14 protein-coding genes, 5 tRNA genes and 1 pseudogene are annotated in these 17,564 nt (G+C 38.9%); all 20 read right to left on the bottom strand.

Features of this window, described 5'->3' with window-relative positions; genetic code table 11:
• Nucleotides 1-11: 11 nt before the first annotated feature.
• Nucleotides 12-332 carry a DUF3467 domain-containing protein gene (locus A7A78_RS05110; RefSeq protein WP_068761376.1) on the bottom strand — a complete coding sequence of 107 codons (321 nt, stop codon included), beginning with the start codon at nucleotides 330-332 and terminating at the stop codon, nucleotides 12-14.
• A gap of 73 nt (nucleotides 333-405) precedes the next feature.
• Entirely contained in the window at nucleotides 406-4,704 is a 4,299-nt protein-coding gene (gene rpoC / locus A7A78_RS05105) for a DNA-directed RNA polymerase subunit beta' (protein WP_207489327.1), read from the bottom strand.
• Between the two features lie 87 nt (nucleotides 4,705-4,791).
• A complete protein-coding gene (gene rpoB, locus A7A78_RS05100) occupies nucleotides 4,792-8,604 on the bottom strand; it encodes a DNA-directed RNA polymerase subunit beta (RefSeq protein ID WP_068761374.1) in 3,813 nt (1,270 codons plus the stop codon).
• Between the two features lie 137 nt (nucleotides 8,605-8,741).
• Entirely contained in the window at nucleotides 8,742-9,119 is a 378-nt protein-coding gene (rplL, locus tag A7A78_RS05095; RefSeq protein ID WP_068761373.1) for a 50S ribosomal protein L7/L12, read from the bottom strand.
• A 57-nt stretch (nucleotides 9,120-9,176) separates the two neighbouring features.
• The gene (gene rplJ, locus A7A78_RS05090; RefSeq protein WP_068761372.1) at nucleotides 9,177-9,698 is read right to left on the bottom strand and encodes a 50S ribosomal protein L10; all 522 of its coding nucleotides are present in this window, start codon (nucleotides 9,696-9,698) and stop codon (nucleotides 9,177-9,179) included.
• A gap of 12 nt (nucleotides 9,699-9,710) precedes the next feature.
• Nucleotides 9,711-10,409, bottom strand: a complete 699-nt coding sequence (gene rplA / locus A7A78_RS05085) for a 50S ribosomal protein L1 (RefSeq protein WP_068761371.1) — start codon at nucleotides 10,407-10,409, stop codon at nucleotides 9,711-9,713.
• Between the two features lie 21 nt (nucleotides 10,410-10,430).
• Nucleotides 10,431-10,868 carry a 50S ribosomal protein L11 gene (gene rplK / locus A7A78_RS05080; RefSeq protein ID WP_068761370.1) on the bottom strand — a complete coding sequence of 146 codons (438 nt, stop codon included), beginning with the start codon at nucleotides 10,866-10,868 and terminating at the stop codon, nucleotides 10,431-10,433.
• A 64-nt stretch (nucleotides 10,869-10,932) separates the two neighbouring features.
• A complete protein-coding gene (gene nusG, locus A7A78_RS05075; protein WP_068761369.1) occupies nucleotides 10,933-11,487 on the bottom strand; it encodes a transcription termination/antitermination protein NusG in 555 nt (184 codons plus the stop codon).
• Between the two features lie 3 nt (nucleotides 11,488-11,490).
• A complete protein-coding gene (gene secE, locus A7A78_RS05070) occupies nucleotides 11,491-11,679 on the bottom strand; it encodes a preprotein translocase subunit SecE (protein WP_068761368.1) in 189 nt (62 codons plus the stop codon).
• Nucleotides 11,680-11,750: 71 nt separating this feature from the next.
• Nucleotides 11,751-11,823 (bottom strand) — tRNA-Trp (locus tag A7A78_RS05065).
• Nucleotides 11,824-12,012: 189 nt separating this feature from the next.
• Nucleotides 12,013-13,200 carry an elongation factor Tu gene (tuf, locus tag A7A78_RS05060; RefSeq protein WP_068761367.1) on the bottom strand — a complete coding sequence of 396 codons (1,188 nt, stop codon included), beginning with the start codon at nucleotides 13,198-13,200 and terminating at the stop codon, nucleotides 12,013-12,015.
• A 58-nt stretch (nucleotides 13,201-13,258) separates the two neighbouring features.
• Nucleotides 13,259-13,330 (bottom strand) — tRNA-Thr (locus A7A78_RS05055).
• A gap of 62 nt (nucleotides 13,331-13,392) precedes the next feature.
• A tRNA-Gly gene (locus A7A78_RS05050) sits at nucleotides 13,393-13,465 on the bottom strand.
• Between the two features lie 183 nt (nucleotides 13,466-13,648).
• Nucleotides 13,649-13,730 (bottom strand) — tRNA-Tyr (locus A7A78_RS05045).
• Between the two features lie 74 nt (nucleotides 13,731-13,804).
• Nucleotides 13,805-13,878, bottom strand: a tRNA-Thr gene (locus tag A7A78_RS05040).
• A 113-nt stretch (nucleotides 13,879-13,991) separates the two neighbouring features.
• Nucleotides 13,992-14,294 (bottom strand): ribosome hibernation-promoting factor, HPF/YfiA family, encoded by a 303-nt coding sequence (hpf, locus tag A7A78_RS05035; RefSeq protein WP_068761366.1) that lies wholly within the window; start codon nucleotides 14,292-14,294, stop codon nucleotides 13,992-13,994.
• Between the two features lie 63 nt (nucleotides 14,295-14,357).
• On the bottom strand, nucleotides 14,358-15,242 hold the full coding sequence (locus A7A78_RS05030) for a tyrosine-type recombinase/integrase (RefSeq protein WP_068761377.1): 885 nt from the start codon (nucleotides 15,240-15,242) through the stop codon (nucleotides 14,358-14,360).
• Nucleotides 15,243-15,403: 161 nt separating this feature from the next.
• Nucleotides 15,404-15,598: a 30S ribosomal protein S21 gene (gene rpsU, locus A7A78_RS05025; RefSeq protein ID WP_068761365.1), complete on the bottom strand. Its 195-nt coding sequence runs from the start codon at nucleotides 15,596-15,598 to the stop codon at nucleotides 15,404-15,406.
• Between the two features lie 87 nt (nucleotides 15,599-15,685).
• Nucleotides 15,686-17,104 carry a carboxypeptidase-like regulatory domain-containing protein gene (locus A7A78_RS05020; protein ID WP_068761364.1) on the bottom strand — a complete coding sequence of 473 codons (1,419 nt, stop codon included), beginning with the start codon at nucleotides 17,102-17,104 and terminating at the stop codon, nucleotides 15,686-15,688.
• Nucleotides 17,105-17,132: 28 nt separating this feature from the next.
• A pseudogene (locus tag A7A78_RS05015) lies at nucleotides 17,133-17,564 on the bottom strand (hypothetical protein); the annotation flags it as partial.

The following is a 17,564-nucleotide window of genomic DNA, read 5'->3' as shown; positions in this document are numbered from 1 at the left end:
CGGGGCTTTTTTTATGCTTCGCCGGTAGGGCCAAAGTTTAAAGGAATGGGCGGTTGCTCGTAATCCTTTATTTCGCCGTGGGCGTTTTCAAATCTTTTTACATTGTCGTTCAATGCCTTTAGAAATCTTTTAGCGTGTTGTGGAGTAAGAATTATTCTCGACTTCACTTTGCTTTTTGGAATTCCCGGCATTATAGTTACAAAATCCACAACAAATTCAGAAACCGAATGGTTGATAATGGCAAGGTTACTATAAATACCTTGTGCCACAGCTTCATCCAACTCAATGTTTATCTGTCCTTGTTTTGGTTGTTCTTTTTTTTGATCTGCCATTTTGTATTCCTATAAAGTTTCTATTACAAGCGCAATCGAAAAATAGTTCTCGACTGCGCTCGAACAGACATTTTTAATTATAATTCACTTCTTGCTTTACGCGGTTCATTTCCTCAAGCTCTTGTTTTGAGCCCACAATTATAGTGTCATATCTACGCATACCTGTTCCGGCTGGTATTTTATGTCCTACAATTACGTTCTCTTTCAAGCCTTCCAAAGTATCAACCTTACCTGCAACAGCAGCTTCGTTCAATACTTTAGTGGTTTCCTGGAAGGAAGCCGCAGAGATGAATGATTTGGTCTGTAACGACGCTCTCGTGATACCCTGAAGTACCGGAGTTGCCGTTGCAGTAACCACATCGCGTGCTTCTGCAAGTACTTTATCATTTCTTCTCAACAAAGAGTTTTCATCACGAAGTGTACGTGGCGAAAGGATTTGACCTTCCTTCAAGTTTTCAGAATCACCGGCGTTGGTAACAACCTTCATTCCGAAAATCTTATCGTTTTCTTCGATAAAATCATCTTTATGAGCCAATTGATCTTCAAGGAAAGTAGTGTCTCCCGGATCTTCGATTCTAACTTTACGCATCATTTGGCGAACAACAACTTCGAAATGTTTGTCATTGATCTTCACACCTTGCAGACGGTAAACCTCCTGAACTTCGTTCACAAGATATTGCTGTACTGCTGATGGGCCTTTAATGCGAAGGATATCTTCTGGAGTTATTGAACCGTCAGAAAGTGGCATACCTGCACGAACGTAATCGTTTTCTTGAACAAGAATTTGGTTTGAAAGTTTTACCAAATACTTTTTCACTTCGCCTAATTTAGACTCAACGATAATCTCGCGGTTACCACGTTTAATTTTTCCGAAGGAAACAACACCATCAATCTCGCTAACTACTGCTGGGTTTGAAGGGTTACGCGCTTCAAAAAGTTCGGTAACACGTGGAAGACCTCCCGTAATATCACCCGCTTTTGCAGATTTACGTGGAATCTTCACAAGAATTTTACCAATCTTAATTTTGTCGCCATCGTCCACCATCAAGTGAGCGCCAACAGGCAAGTTATAGCTACGGATAACTTCGTCTTTCTTCCCTAAAATTTGAAGGGTTGGAATACGTTTTTTATCTCTCGATTCAGAAATTACTTTTTCCTGGAAACCAGTTTGCTCATCAATTTCAACCTGATAAGTTAAACCTTGAACAATGTTTTCGTATTTAATCTTTCCAGCAAATTCTGAAATAATAACCCCGTTATATGGATCCCAAGAACACACTACATCACCAGCATTCAAGCTATCGCCGTCTTTCACATACAATGTAGAACCGTATGGAATGTTGTTGGTACTAAGTGTAATTCCTGTTTTCTTGTCAACAAGTTTAATTTCAGAAGTACGGGAAATAACGATATCAACTGTTTTTCCTTGGTTGTCTTCACCTTTAACGGTTTTAAGATCTTCAATTTCAGCTTTTCCGTCAAATTTAACGACCAATTTATTTTCTTCGGAAATGTTTCCCGCAATACCTCCCACGTGGAACGTACGAAGGGTAAGCTGTGTACCCGGTTCACCAATGGATTGTGCTGCAACAACACCCACAGCTTCACCACGCTGAACCATTTTATTGGTAGCAAGGTTACGGCCGTAACATTGTGAACAGATTCCTTGTTTTGCCTCGCAGGTAAGTGCAGAACGAACTTCAACGCTTTCCAATGGAGATGCTGCAATAGCATCTGCAATTTCTTCGTAAATATGTTCGCCGGAAGCAACAAGCAATTCTTTGGTCAAAGGATTAACTACGTCGTTAAGCGCAGTACGCCCAACAATTCTATCACGAAGTGTTTCAACAATCTCTTCGTTTTTCTTCAATGCTGAAACTTCAATTCCACGAAGAGTACCACAATCTTCAATATTGATGATAACATCCTGTGAAACATCCACCAAACGACGTGTTAGGTAACCCGCATCCGCTGTTTTAAGAGCCGTATCCGCAAGACCTTTACGCGCACCGTGGGTAGAGATAAAGTATTCAAGAATCGAAAGACCTTCCTTAAAGTTGGAAAGAATCGGGTTTTCAATAATTTCGCCTCCACCTGAGTTTGATTTTTTTGGTTTCGCCATCAATCCACGCATACCTGTTAACTGACGGATTTGTTCCTTAGAACCCCTCGCCCCAGAATCAAGCATCATATACACAGAGTTGAAACCTTGCTGATCTTCGCGAATACGCTTCATAGAAAGCTCGGTAAGTTCAGCGTTGGTTGCGGTCCAAATATCAATTACTTGGTTGTAACGTTCGTTGTTTGTGATAAGACCCATGTTGTAGCTGTTGATAATACCATCAACTTGCTCGTTGGCGCTATCAATCATGCTTTGTTTTTCAGCAGGGATAATAATATCACCAAGGCTGAAAGACAATCCGCCTTCAAAAGCGAATTTATATCCAAGGGTTTTAATTTCATCAAGGAAAGCTGAAGTAACAGGAACTGAAGTTACTTTCAAAATTCCACCAATAATATCACGAAGTGACTTTTTGGTCAATACTTCGTTGATATATCCAGCTGCTTCAGGAACTTTCTCGTTAAAGATTACTCTTCCTAAAGTTGTGGTGATGATTTGGTTTACCAATTCACCATTTTCGTTGAAATCTTTCGTTCTAATTTTTATTTCAGCATTTAAATCTACTTGCCCTTCATTGTAGGCAATAATAGCTTCTTCAGCTGAATAAAAAGTTAGGCCTTCTCCTTTCACTTTTACTTCATCAGTAGATTTTCTAAGTTTGGTCATATAATAAAGACCCAAAACCATATCCTGTGAAGGAACCGCAACTGGCGAACCGTTTGCAGGGTTCAAAATGTTATGTGAAGCAAGCATCAATAGCTGGCATTCCAAAATTGCCTCTGGCCCAAGTGGAAGGTGAACCGCCATCTGGTCACCATCGAAATCCGCGTTGAAAGCGGTACATACCAATGGGTGCAGCTGGATTGCTTTTCCTTCAATCAATTTAGGCTGGAAAGCTTGAATACCAAGTCTGTGCAAAGTTGGGGCCCGGTTAAGCATAACTGGGTGACCTTTCAATACATTTTCAAGAATATCCCAAACTACAGGCTCTTTTTTATCTATAATTTTCTTTGCAGATTTTACGGTTTTTACAATCCCTCTTTCAATCAATTTACGGATTACGAAAGGTTTGTAAAGTTCGGCAGCCATATCTTTTGGAAGACCGCATTCGAACAATTTCAATTCCGGTCCAACGACGATTACCGAACGAGCCGAATAATCCACACGCTTACCAAGCAAGTTTTGACGGAAACGACCTTGTTTACCTTTCAAGGAATCAGAAAGGGATTTCAATGGACGGTTACTATCCGTTTTTACTGCGGAAGATTTACGTGTGTTATCAAACAATGAATCTACCGATTCCTGAAGCATACGTTTTTCGTTACGAAGAATTACTTCTGGAGCTTTAATCTCCATCAATCTTTTCAAACGGTTGTTACGTATAATTACACGACGGTAAAGATCGTTCAAATCTGAAGTTGCGAAACGACCACCATCAAGCGGCACCAACGGACGTAATTCTGGTGGAATAACCGGAACTACTTTCATAATCATCCACTCGGCCTTGTTCTCGCGATTTTTATTTGCATCACGAAGTGCCTCTACAACTTGAAGACGCTTTAACGCTTCAGTTTTACGTTGCTTTGAAGTTTCGTTGTTTGCTTTATGGCGAAGATTGTAAGACAAGGTATCCAAATCGATTCTCTGTAAAAGATCGATCAAGCACTCTGCTCCCATTTTCGCAATAAATTTATTTGGATCTGTTTCTTCCAAATATTGGTTTTCCTGCGGAATTGAATCAAGAATTGCAAGATATTCTTCCTCTGTAAGGAAATCCATTTTCTTAACTGCTTCTCCACCTTCGTATTTTGCAATACCTGGTTGAATTACTACGTAACGTTCGTAGTAAATAATCATATCCAATTTCTTGGAAGGTAATCCAAGAAGGTAACCAATTTTGTTCGGAAGGCTTCGGAAGTACCAAATGTGCGCCACGGGAACTACCAAATTGATATGCCCCACACGGTCACGACGTACTTTCTTTTCCGTTACTTCAACACCACAACGGTCACAAACAATACCTTTGTAACGAATTCTCTTATATTTACCACAGGCACATTCGTAATCCTTTACAGGTCCGAAAATGCGCTCACAGAAAAGACCGTCACGCTCTGGCTTGTGCGTACGGTAGTTGATTGTTTCGGGCTTTAATACTTCACCACGTGATTCCGCCAAAATGGATTCAGGGGAAGCCAAACCAATAGAAATCTTGTCGAATTTCTGTACTGTGTTTTCTTTATTTCTGTTCATCATGATTTAAAAATAAACTTTGTTGTTAAATGAGGTTTTACTTCCTCGGAAGAAATTTATGATTCCCCACCGAAGCGGGGATAATCATTATTCTTCTAATCTAATGTCAAGACCCAATCCTTTCAATTCGTGCATAAGTACGTTGAAAGATTCCGGTAATCCTGGTTCTGGCATGGTTTCCCCTTTTACGATTGCTTCGTAGGTTTTCGCCCTTCCAATAACATCATCAGATTTAACAGTCAATATTTCTCTAAGCGTGCTGGACGCACCGTATGCTTCCAACGCCCAAACTTCCATCTCTCCAAAACGCTGACCACCAAATTGTGCTTTACCACCAAGCGGTTGTTGCGTAATAAGTGAGTATGGTCCAATGGAACGTGCGTGCATCTTGTCATCTACCATGTGGCCCAGTTTCAGCATATAGATTATACCTACGGTTGCAGGTTGATCAAAGCGCTTACCGGTTCCACCATCAAATAGATAGGTGTGTCCAAATCTTGGAATTCCAGCTTCATCAGTCAATTCATTAATTTGGTCAATTGTGGCACCGTCAAAAATTGGGGTTGCGAATTTGCGACCTAATTTTTGTCCAGCCCATCCAAGAACCGTTTCATAAATCTGCCCAATGTTCATACGCGATGGTACCCCAAGTGGGTTCAACACGATATCAACCGGTGTTCCATCTTCAAGGAAAGGCATATCTTCCTCACGTACAATACGTGCAACAATACCTTTGTTTCCGTGACGTCCCGCCATTTTGTCCCCTACTTTCAATTTACGCTTTTTAGCGATGTAAACTTTGGCAAGTTTCAAAATTCCGGATGGAAGTTCATCCCCTACAGAGATTGTAAACTTCTCACGACGCAAGTTACCTTGAAGGTCGTTTTCCTTAATTTTGTAGTTGTGCATCAAATCTGCCACCAACACGTTAGTATCATCATCAGTCGTCCAAGTACCACCAGTTAAGTGGGTGTAATCGTCAACGGCGTGAAGCATTTTTAATGTGAACTTTTTACCTTTTGGGAATACTACTTCGCCAAGATCGTTGTTTACACCTTGAGCAGTTTTTCCACCCACAATAGCGAAAAGTTTTTCAACCAAAACTTCTTGAAGCTCATCAAACTTAGCATAGTATTTTGCCTCAAGTGCTGCGATGTCTTCTTTATCCTGCGCACGCTTGCGTTTGTCTTTTACGGCACGGGCAAACAATTTCTTGTCAATTACCACACCGTTCAAAGATGGTGAAGCTTTAAGCGAGGCATCCTTAACATCACCCGCTTTGTCACCAAAAATGGCGCGAAGCAGTTTTTCTTCCGGAGTTGGATCGCTTTCTCCTTTTGGAGTAATTTTCCCGATAAGGATATCGCCAGGTTTTACCTCGGCCCCAATTCGAATCATACCGAATTCATCCAAATCTTTTGTAGCTTCTTCCGAAACGTTTGGAATATCGTTTGTCAATTCCTCGTTACCCAATTTGGTATCACGAACTTCCAATGAATATTCATCAACGTGAATAGAAGTGAAAATATCTTCACGAACCACTTTTTCAGAAATAACGATCGCATCCTCAAAGTTGTAACCTTTCCAAGGCATGAAAGCAACTTTCATGTTTCGTCCAAGAGCAAGTTCTCCTTTTTCGGTAGCGTAACCTTGACAAAGTACCTGTCCTTTTTTCACTCTATCACCTTTGCGAACAATAGGCTTCAAGTTAATGGAAGTACTTTGGTTTGTTTTTCTGAATTTAATTAATTGATATGTTTTTGAATCGCTATCAAAACTTACCATACGCTCATCTTCGGTACGGTCATATTTAATAGTGATTTCATTTGCATCAACGTATTCAACCACACCGTCTCCTTCAGCATTTATCAATACACGGCTATCCGAAGCAACTTGTCTTTCAAGACCTGTTCCTACGATTGGTGAATCTGCAATCAACAAAGGTACCGCCTGGCGCATCATGTTTGAGCCCATCAGCGCACGGTTTGCATCATCGTGTTCCAAGAAAGGAATCAACGATGCCGAAATAGATGCAATCTGGTTTGGCGCAACGTCTGCATAATTTACAACGGTTGGTTCAACCAACGGGAAGTCGCCTTCCATACGTGCAATTACTTTATCGGTTTCAATATCACCTTTGTCAGACAACGGAATGTTTGCCTGCGCGATGTGCTTTTCTTCTTCTTCTTCAGCAGAAAGATAAACTGGATCGTGTTTCAAATCTATTTTTCCATCGGTAACCTTACGATAAGGTGTTTCAATGAACCCAAGATTGTTCACTTTCGCATAAACTGCAAGTGAGGAAATAAGACCAATGTTTGGTCCTTCCGGAGTTTCAATCGGGCAAAGACGTCCGTAGTGCGTATAGTGAACGTCACGAACCTCAAAACCTGCTCTTTCACGGGAAAGACCTCCTGGCCCAAGAGCTGAAAGACGACGCTTGTGCGTAATCTCTGCCAATGGATTTGTCTGGTCCATAAACTGTGAAAGCTGGTTTGTACCAAAGAATGAATTGATAACAGAAGATAAAGTCTTCGCATTAATCAAATCAATAGGTGTAAACACCTCGTTGTCACGAACGTTCATACGCTCGCGGATGGTACGCGCCATACGGGCAAGACCAACACCAAACTGTTGTGATAGTTGTTCACCTACAGTACGTACACGACGATTGCTAAGGTGGTCAATATCGTCAATCTCAGCTTTAGAGTTGATAAGCTCGATAAGATATTTAACAATGGTAATGATATCTTCCTTGGTAAGCACTTGCTTGTCCATAGGAATATCAAGCCCCAGTTTTTTGTTCATTCTGTAACGACCTACTTCTCCAAGATTATATCTTTGGTCGCTGAAGAAAAGTTTGTGGATAATACCACGAGCTGTTTCCTCATCGGGTGGTTCGGCGTTACGAAGTTGTCTATATATATGTTCTACCGCTTCTTTTTCAGAGTTGGTTGGATCTTTTTGCAAAGTGTTGTGGATAATAGCGTAATCTGCCAAAAGGTTATCCTCTTTGTGCAACAAGATTGTTTTTGTTCCGGAATCCAAGATTTCGTCTATGTGTTCTTTTTCTAGAACAGTATCACGGTCCAAAATAATTTCGTTACGTTCGATGGAAACTACTTCACCTGTATCTTCATCAACGAAATCCTCATGCCAAGTTTTTAGCACACGAGCAGCCAGTTTACGGCCAATGTATTTTTTAAGTCCTGTTTTTGAAGCTTTCACTTCTTCCGCAAGGTCAAATATTTCAAGAATATCCTTATCCCTTTCAAAACCAATGGCACGGAAAAGTGTAGTTACAGGTAACTTTTTCTTACGGTCAATGTACGCGTACATTACGCTGTTAATGTCTGTGGCGAACTCAATCCACGAACCTTTGAAAGGAATTACACGGGCAGAGTAAAGTTTGGTTCCATTTGCGTGGAACGACTGGCCAAAGAACACACCTGGCGAACGGTGAAGTTGCGAAACAACTACACGCTCGGCCCCGTTGATGCAGAAAGTTCCACTTGGGGTCATGTAAGGAATGGTACCTAAATAAACGTCCTGCACGATGGTTTCAAAATCTTCGTGCTCGGCGTCTGTACAGTACAGTTTCAATCGCGCTTTTAGAGGTACGCTATAAGTTAGACCACGCTCAATACATTCTTGGATGGAATATCTTGGCGGATCTACAAAGTAGTCTAAAAACTCTAAAACGAATTGGTTGCGGGTATCGGTAATCGGGAAATTTTCCAAAAAGGTTTTATACAATCCTTCTTGGCCTCTTTCTTCTGATTTGGTTTCCAACTGGAAAAAATCCTGAAAGGATTTAATCTGAATGTCCAAAAAGTCGGGGTAATCCGGCTTATTTTTTACAGAGGAAAAATTCAATCTTTCAGTTTGCGTTGCTGACATCTATGGACGGAATTTTAATTAAAATAAAAATGAAATAATCGTATAAAAAGGCATTAACCATTATATACGCAAAATGGTTTAGGTCTTTCCCGAACTATCGGGAAGACCTAAACCTTAGGGTTTGGAACGTAAGGAGCTTACTTAAGCTCAACCTCAGCTCCAGCTTCTTCTAATTGAGCTTTTAAAGCTTCAGCTTCGTCTTTAGAAACGCCTTCTTTAATTGGAGAAGGAGCGTTGTCTACCATTTCTTTTGCTTCTTTAAGACCAGCACCAGTTAATTCCTTAACTAGTTTTACAACTGCAAGTTTAGATGCACCAGCAGCTTTCAACATTACTGTGAATTCTGATTGCTCATCAGCGGCTTCGCCACCTGCAGCAGCACCACCAGCAGCAACAGCAACAGCTGCAGCAGCAGGCTCAATGCCATACTCGTCTTTTAATATTGTAGCTAACTCATTAACTTCTTTTACTGTTAGGTTAACCAATTTTTCTGCGAAATCTTTCAAATCTGCCATTTCTATCGTTTTTAAAAATAATTGTGTTTATATAAATTAATTAGTGCAATGTTTATTTTATCCTTCTCTTTCGGATAAGGTTTTAACAAGTCCTGCAATTGTGCTACCACCACTCTTAAGAGCAGAAATAACGTTTTTAGCAGGTGATTGCAACAACCCGATGATTTCTCCAACAAGTTCATCTTTAGATTTAAGTTCAACCAGACTATCCAATTGATTGTCGCCAACGTAAATTGACTCTTGGATGTAGGCTCCCTTCAAAAGAGGCTTATCAGATTTTTTTCTGAATTCTTTAATTACTTTGGCTGGTGCATTACCAGTTTCAGAGAACATTAAAGAAGTGTTTCCTTTAAGTATTCCTGTTAACTCACCAAAGTCTTTATCTGAACTCTCCATTGCTTTTTTAAGCAATGTGTTCTTAACAACTGCCAACTGAACACCTGCTTTGAAACAAGCACGGCGAAGGTTAGAAGTATTCCCTGCATCAAGGCCTGAAATATCTGCCAAATAGATATTGGCATTATCAGCCAACTGGGCAGTCAACGTTTCAATTACTTGTGATTTTTCTTCTCTTGTCATAATTTCCAGTTTTTACTGCTCAGTAAACCTTTTTGTATCCACTTCAACTCCTGGGCTCATTGTGCTTGACATGAAGATACTCTTAATGTAAACACCTTTTGCTGCCTGAGGCTTAAGTTTAACGAGGGTTGTTAATAATTCTCTTGCGTTTCCTGCAATTTTTTCGGCATCAAAAGATGCTTTCCCGATTGCTGCGTGTACAATACCAGTTTTATCAACCTTGAAGTCGATTTTACCAGCTTTTACATCAGAAACTGCTTTAGCAACGTCCATTGTTACTGTACCTGTTTTTGGGTTTGGCATAAGGCCACGAGGACCTAACACACGTCCTAAAGGACCTAATTTACCCATTACGCTTGGCATAGTTACAATTACGTCAACATCTGTCCATCCTCCTTTAATTTTATCGAGGTACTCATCAAGACCTACGTAGTCTGCTCCTGCTTCTTTGGCTTCGGCTTCCTTATCTGGAGTTACCAATGCCAATACTTTTACGTCCTTACCTGTTCCGTGTGGAAGGGTAACAACGCCTCTAACCATCTGGTTTGCTTTACGTGGATCCACGTTAAGACGTACCGCGATGTCTACAGAAGCATCAAACTTTACGCTGGTGATTTCTTTTATTAAAGCAGAAGCTTCAGCTACTGAATAGGCCTTGTTAGGCTCTATTTTTGAAGCGGCTTCCTTTTGCTTTTTAGTTAATCGTGCCATTTTATAGATTCTTTTTTCAGATTAAAAAGGTGCGTCACCTTTTACTTTAACTCCCATAGAACGTGCAGTACCGGCTACCATTTTCATAGCAGACTCTACGGTAAATGCATTAAGATCGGGCATTTTGTCTTCCGCGATCATTTTAATTTGGTCCCAAGAGATTGTGGCTACTTTTTTTGCGTGTGGTTCACCGGAGCCTTTTTTTGCTTTAGCAGCTTCAAGTATTTGTACTGCAGCGGGTGGAGTTTTAATAACAAAGTCAAAAGACTTGTCTTTATAAACCGTGATCGCTACTGGCAATACTTTCCCTTGCTTATCCTGGGTTCTAGCGTTGAATTGCTTACAGAACTCCATGATGTTAACACCGGCAGCACCAAGAGCAGGTCCAACTGGTGGTGATGGGTTAGCAGCACCTCCACGAACTTGCAACTTAACTACTTTACTGATTTCTTTTGCCATTTCTAATTTTTAAATGTGGTCATTCAAAAGTGGAAGCCTCTGAAAAACCTATTAAGCGTAACAATTAAACTTTTTCAACTTGCATATAGCTCAATTCCAATGGTGTTTTTCTTCCGAATATTTTCACCATAACCTCAAGCTTGCGTTTTTCTTCATTTATTTTTTCTACAGTACCATTAAATCCATTGAATGGCCCGTCTATTACTTTTACCGTTTCGCCAATAGTGAAAGGGATGTTTACGCTATCATCTTTCACTGAAAGCTCATCTACCTTACCTAACATTCTGTTTACTTCAGACTGTCTAAGTGGCACGGGATCTCCACCTTTGGTTTCACCCAAAAAGCCAATAACACCGTTTATTGATTTAATTATGTGTGGAATTTCACCACCCAAATTTGCCTGTATCATTATGTAACCCGGAAAGTAAACACGTTCTTTGTTCACTTTTTTTCCGTTACGAATCTGTATTACTTTTTCAGTGGGCACTAGTACCTGATCAATATAATCCTCAAGTTCCAATCGTTTTATCTCAGTTTCGATATACGATTTGATCTTGTTTTCCTGTCCACTAACTGAACGGACTACATACCACTTTTTTGTACTTGTTGTTTCGGTCATTTCTTACGACTTGATCCAGATAAAATATTGATCCACCATCCAGTGGAATACGGTATCTATTCCCCAAACCGCCAAAGCCAAAAGGACTGAAAATACCGCAACGATTACGGTAAGTTTCTGTGCTTCTGCCCAAGTAGGCCAGGTAACATGATTTTTAAGTTCTTTGTATGATTCTGTAATATAGTTTGTCATCTTTCAACCGTATTAAATTTCGGATTATCCTGAAAATTTCATCTTGCAAATACTTCAGAATTTATTTTTTGCACGGGTTGAGAGGCTCGAACTCCCGACACCTGGTTTTGGAGACCAGTGCTCTACCAACTGAGCTAAACCCGTAAATTTAAAAAAATCACAAATCTCAAATACCAAATTCCAGAATGAGGAATCTTTCAAAAATCGAAATTTTTTTAATATTTTTTATGAACTTACTAAAAAGCTCTTTTCTTCAGGTAGCCAAACCCGCTATAAAAGCCAAGGTATCCCGAAATAAATTCGGGACACCCAGCGCTTTTAATTATATAGAAATTAGTCTAAAATTTCAGTCACCTGACCTGCACCTACAGTACGTCCACCTTCACGGATAGCGAAACGAAGACCTACGTTCATTGCGATAGGAGAAAGCAACTCAACATGGATAGTTAAGTTATCACCAGGCATAACCATTTCAACACCATCAGGAAGCATAATTGTTCCTGTTACGTCAGTTGTACGAACGTAGAACTGTGGACGGTAGTTGTTGTGGAATGGAGTGTGACGTCCACCTTCTTCTTTTTTAAGGATATAAACCTCAGCTTTGAATTTAGCGTGTGGAGTTACAGAACCTTTTTTACAGATAACCATACCACGACGGATGTCGTTCTTTTCGATACCTCTTAAAAGGATACCTACGTTATCTCCAGCTTCACCTCTATCAAGAATTTTACGGAACATTTCAACTCCAGTAATTGTAGAAGTAAGTTTTTCAGCACCCATACCGATAATGTCAACAACATCACCTGTGTTTGCTACACCAGTTTCGATACGTCCTGTTGCAACAGTACCACGACCAGTAATAGAGAATACATCTTCAATAGGCATTAGGAAAGGCTTATCAACATCACGTGTTGGAAGTTCAATCCAGCTATCAACAGCTTCCATCAATTCCAAAACTGTATTAACCCATTTTTCTTCACCATTAAGTGCACCAAGAGCAGAACCAGCAATTACAGGTCCATTATCTCCATCATACTCGTAGAAGTTAAGAAGATCACGAATCTCCATTTCAACTAGTTCAAGTAATTCCTCATCATCAACCATATCCACTTTATTCATGAATACAACGATACGTGGAATACCTACCTGGCGACCAAGAAGGATGTGCTCACGTGTTTGTGGCATTGGTCCGTCTGTAGCAGCAACAACCAGAATAGCACCGTCCATTTGGGCAGCACCAGTAACCATGTTCTTCACGTAATCCGCGTGACCAGGACAGTCAACGTGCGCATAGTGACGGTTAGCTGTTTGGTACTCTACGTGTGAAGAGTTGATTGTTATACCTCTTTCTTTCTCCTCTGGAGCGTTATCAATTTGGTCGAATGATCTGGCTTCCGAATAACCCGCATCGGCCATTACTTTGGTAATAGCTGCGGTTAACGTTGTTTTACCGTGATCTACGTGTCCAATTGTACCAACATTTAAGTGTGGTTTTGACCGATCGAATGTTTCTTTTGCCATTTTGTATTAATTTTAATCTTAGTTATAAATATATTAGTGTTACTTGTAATCTAATTTGAGCCAATGATGGGAATTGAACCCATGACCTCTTCCTTACCAAGGAAACGCTCTACCCCTGAGCTACACCGGCGTAAAGTATTTAATTTTCTCCTTTAAAAGAAAGGAAGACATTCCTGTCTTCACAGGATTTAGAGCGGGAGACCGGGTTCGAACCGGCGACATTCAGCTTGGAAGGCTGACGCTCTACCAACTGAGCTACTCCCGCAATTCTTTGAACAAATTCCAAAATAATAAATTCCAAATTCCAAAGAATTTAAATGACCTTAGAACTTATTCAAAATGTTTTTCAATATTGTAAAGAACAATTTTCAAATTTCCAACCAATTCTTTTGGAATTTGGTTTTTGTAATTTGAAATTTTCAATTTTTGCCCAAGCAAAAATTGTTTGTGGGGAGAGCAGGATTCGAACCTGCGAAGACGTAGTCAGCAGATTTACAGTCTGCCCTCGTTGGCCGCTTGAGTATCTCCCCTTTTCTGGAAATCCCAAAACAGAAATTCCAAATTCCAAAATTTCAAGATTCCTGCCTTCGCAGGAATTTAAAAGAGCCGATAGAGGGACTCGAACCCACGACCTGCTGATTACAAATCAGCTGCTCTAGCCAGCTGAGCTACATCGGCTTTTAGACCTCTTTTTAAGGCTATTTTTTAGCCATAAAAAAGTCCGCTATTTCTAACGGACTGCAAATGTAGAGAAATTATTTTTTCTACAAAACTTTTTCTAAAAAATTATATTACAAATATGCTTTTTGTTTCTGTTTTCTTTTTTTAAGCTGTCTTTCCAAAGTCTTTACCACTTCATCCGTAGCCTCCTCAAAGGTCTTTGCTTCTTTCTTCACCATTAAATCATCACCGGGGATGCTCAATAAAACTTCAACAATTTTATTTTCTTTCTCGCTTGTTTTCTGAACTTTCAAAAACACATCAGCAAAAACTATTTTATCATAAAACTGTTCGAGCTTGGACAACTTCTTTCCAACAAATACCAATAACTCATCCTTAGCCGCAAAATTGGGGGTCTGCACGTTTACTTTCATATTATATTATTTTAATAGTTAATATACTATGTATTTTTATGCCATAGGCCCTTTTAGAATTTATTAGTTACGAGGGTGGGAATTTTTATAAACCTCTTTCAACTTCGCAATACTATTTTGCGTATAAACCTGTGTTGAAGCGAGACTGGAATGACCCAATAATTCCTTCACCGCATTAATATCTGCTCCTTCGTTTAAAAGATGTGTTGCAAAAGAATGCCGCAATATATGCGGGCTCTTTTTCACTTTTTCCGAAGTTTTACTAAAGTAAGAATTAATAATTCTATAGACAAGGGTTTCATAAATTTTAACCCCTTTTTGGGTTAGAAATAAATAATCTGGATCTTTTATATTTTCAAGCCGCTCCCGAAATGGCAAATACCCATTAATTGTATTTAACACGGCTGGCAATAAGGGAATAATTCGCTCTTTATTTCTTTTCCCTAAAACTTTGATAGTTTTCTGCGCGAAGGAAACATCATTCAGCTTTACATTTATAAGTTCCGCCCTTCGTATTCCCGTGGAATAGAAAAGCTCAACGATCAATCTGTCGCGCAGGCCTTCAAAAGTGTTTTCACTTTGTAACAGTTCCATTACATTTTCAATTTCAATTTCGGAAAAGGGAACTTGAATTTTTTTTGAAGTTTTTAAAGCTTTATGCTTTGCCAAGGGATTGATTTCAATCTGACCTGTTTTCAGAAGAAATTTATAATAGGTTTTTAACGAAGAAATCTTTCGGTTTACTGTCCGGTTTGAAATGCCCGAATCTACAAGTGAAACAATCCAGCTGCGAACGATTGAATAATTCACATCCACAATTTCAGAATACTGATATTCTTCAGACGCAAACTTTTGAAAATCTATCAAATCCTTCAAATAAGCGGTCACTGTATGTGCCGAATATTTTTTTTCTAGTTGAAGATAATCTGTGAAGGCAAAGAAGGACATTTCTTGTTTCTTGTTTCTTGTTTCTTGTTTCTTGTTTCTTGTTTCTTGTTTCTTACGCAAAATAACTCAATAACCCTCTAACTCAATAACTTTTACTAATAAAAAAATCCGCTGGAAAAAATTCCAACGGATTTATATTATTAAGATTCAAAAAAGAAATATTAAATATCTTCCTGATCTCTAAGTCCTTGAATGTATTGCGCTTTTTGAATTTGTGCTCTTTTCTTAACAGAAGGCTTTGTGAAAGCTTGTCTAGAACGCAATTGGCGCATAGTTCCTGTACGATCAAATTTACGCTTGAAACGTTTCAGCGCTCTGTCGATATTTTCTCCGTCTTTAACTGGTATAATTAACATAGTGTCATCACCTCCTTTCTTTAGGACGGCAAAAGTAGAAAATAGTTATGAGTTATGAGTTATGAGTTGTGAGTTTTTTTGAAAAAATTATTCTTTATACAAAGAAGCACGTTTGCTCAAATCCTGAATTAGCTTCTCCTCCTCTTTACTTTCCAGCAATACGTTGTAGTTTTTCCAAAAGGATTCATGGTATGGCTTAGTCGAAAAAATATCTGCAGACCAATCGTTTTGCTGAAGCTCTTGCTTTATAAGCTCAGGATCTTGAATGATGTCGCTAAACAATATTTCCTGAATGGTGAAATAATATTGCTCGTCTTTATCAAAACCAGGTTCGGCTTCGGTTTTTATTCTGTCGGAAGACCTATCGCCCGTATTTACTAATTTTGGGGTTTCGTAATATATATAATTAGGATACATTTTTCCGTCGTAATCCTTATAGGTAATAACAAGCTTATGAATAACCTGTGTGTCAAAAAGGCTTTTGCTGCGCTTTTTCTGAACATCGGAAGCAGCAACCAATTCATACTCTACTTTTTTAATGGCGTAATTGTCGTAATAAATATAAATCCAACCTTTCGGCTCAAAACCATCGTTATAAATGTTTGGGGTGTTTAACCCAACGAAGTCCGCTCCTTTTTCAATTTTTATTTTATAGATTTTTCTTCCATTATCCACAAGAATAGTATCGAGTTCAAACTGATGCTTTTCCAACATATTTTTACCCAAAAGAGCACCAGAAACATTTGAGTTGCGGACTAAATTGAGTCTTCCCTTAAAAAGATTTTCCAAACCGTTCACGCGGCTGTCGTTCCATTTTATGGCTTCAACCAACGAGGAGGTTTTTACTAAATTCCTGTTTATGTTTTCGGTCTTTATCCCTTTATTCTTAAGAAATGCTGCAAAGGTAAAAACGCTATCAATATCCCTTAGATCATAACTTTTTCGGGTTTCGTCCACGTTGATTTTTAAATTGTTTTTGGCTCCCGAAGCATAACTGGAATCGTATAAAGTGATGGCGCTTTCAATAAGCCATTTGTATTCTTTTTTGTTGCGTTCTTTATGGCGAAGAAATCCTTTTTGAAGATATGGCTGTTCGGGTAGATTTTTTGGTAGTTTTTCAATAGCTTTCTGCACAATACCGTTTCCAGTCGTGGGCCGCGGATCTGCCACTATCACAACTTCATCGAGGGAAGCAACGTCTTCTTCCAAAAATATATCGGAACCGTTTTCAAATTCACTAATAACAACCTTAAAGCTTTTGTACCCGATGGAAGAAATGACCAACGTATCCTGTAAATGTTGCTGCGGCACTTTTAAAACGAAATTACCATCGGCATTCGTAATAGAACCGATAGTGGTATATTCAATATAGACACTTGCGCTTTCAATGGGTTGAAAGGTCAGGAAATCGGCTACTTTACCTTTTAGCTCGGTTTGGGCGAAGGTGGTTGCAGTGATGAAAAAAATGAAAAAGGAGAGAAGACGTTTTATTTTGGACTGCTTCATTTTTATGGTGTATATGTAAAGATTTATTTTAAAAATTTTTTTTGGATTTTTCTTTCAATATCATTTTGAAATCGGCAACTAAATAAAATCCGACAATAATAAAACTCATTAATGCCAATATATAATTTCCTTCAGGAATTAAAAGAAAAAAACTTATAGCTATTAAAAAGAAGCAGAACGGATAAGTAAAAAGTCTTATTAAAATGTTCTTTAGCGACCACTCCTTTTCAGGTTTTTCCTCTTCAACTTCAATATCTAAAATTTCGAAAATTTCTTTTAGTTGTTGTTTTTTTTCGAAATGATAATATTTATAAAAAACAAAAAACACTATGCTAAAAAAGATCAATGTTAATAAAATCACCAACCAATCATCAGCAAGGCTTATAGTATTGTAGCCAAATAAAGAAAAAATGCAAATTAATGAAAATAGAATTCCAAAATTAAAGAATTTGCCTACAGG

The organism is Aequorivita soesokkakensis, assembly GCF_001641085.1.
GTDB classification, from domain to species: Bacteria; Bacteroidota; Bacteroidia; order Flavobacteriales; family Flavobacteriaceae; genus Aequorivita; species Aequorivita soesokkakensis.
The sequence above is the reverse complement of the archived record's forward strand: the minus strand, read 5'-3'. Positions and strand labels throughout refer to the sequence as shown.

What these genes read in the sequence shown, in the direction of transcription:
- hpf (WP_068761366.1), bottom strand. Translation starts at nt 14,294, where the DNA reads ATGAAAGTAAACGTGCAGACCCCCAATTTTGCGGCTAAGGATGAGTTA.
- A7A78_RS05110 (WP_068761376.1), bottom strand. Translation starts at nt 332, where the DNA reads ATGGCAGATCAAAAAAAAGAACAACCAAAACAAGGACAGATAAACATT.
- nusG (WP_068761369.1), bottom strand. Translation starts at nt 11,487, where the DNA reads ATGACCGAAACAACAAGTACAAAAAAGTGGTATGTAGTCCGTTCAGTT.
- rplL (WP_068761373.1), bottom strand. Translation starts at nt 9,119, where the DNA reads ATGGCAGATTTGAAAGATTTCGCAGAAAAATTGGTTAACCTAACAGTA.
- A7A78_RS05030 (WP_068761377.1), bottom strand. Translation starts at nt 15,242, where the DNA reads ATGTCCTTCTTTGCCTTCACAGATTATCTTCAACTAGAAAAAAAATAT.
- tuf (WP_068761367.1), bottom strand. Translation starts at nt 13,200, where the DNA reads ATGGCAAAAGAAACATTCGATCGGTCAAAACCACACTTAAATGTTGGT.
- rplJ (WP_068761372.1), bottom strand. Translation starts at nt 9,698, where the DNA reads ATGACAAGAGAAGAAAAATCACAAGTAATTGAAACGTTGACTGCCCAG.
- rpsU (WP_068761365.1), bottom strand. Translation starts at nt 15,598, where the DNA reads ATGTTAATTATACCAGTTAAAGACGGAGAAAATATCGACAGAGCGCTG.
- secE (WP_068761368.1), bottom strand. Translation starts at nt 11,679, where the DNA reads ATGACAAACTATATTACAGAATCATACAAAGAACTTAAAAATCATGTT.
- rplA (WP_068761371.1), bottom strand. Translation starts at nt 10,409, where the DNA reads ATGGCACGATTAACTAAAAAGCAAAAGGAAGCCGCTTCAAAAATAGAG.
- rpoB (WP_068761374.1), bottom strand. Translation starts at nt 8,604, where the DNA reads ATGTCAGCAACGCAAACTGAAAGATTGAATTTTTCCTCTGTAAAAAAT.
- rpoC (WP_207489327.1), bottom strand. Translation starts at nt 4,704, where the DNA reads ATGAACAGAAATAAAGAAAACACAGTACAGAAATTCGACAAGATTTCT.
- rplK (WP_068761370.1), bottom strand. Translation starts at nt 10,868, where the DNA reads ATGGCAAAAGAAATCAGTAAAGTAGTTAAGTTGCAAGTTCGTGGAGGT.
- A7A78_RS05020 (WP_068761364.1), bottom strand. Translation starts at nt 17,104, where the DNA reads ATGAAGCAGTCCAAAATAAAACGTCTTCTCTCCTTTTTCATTTTTTTC.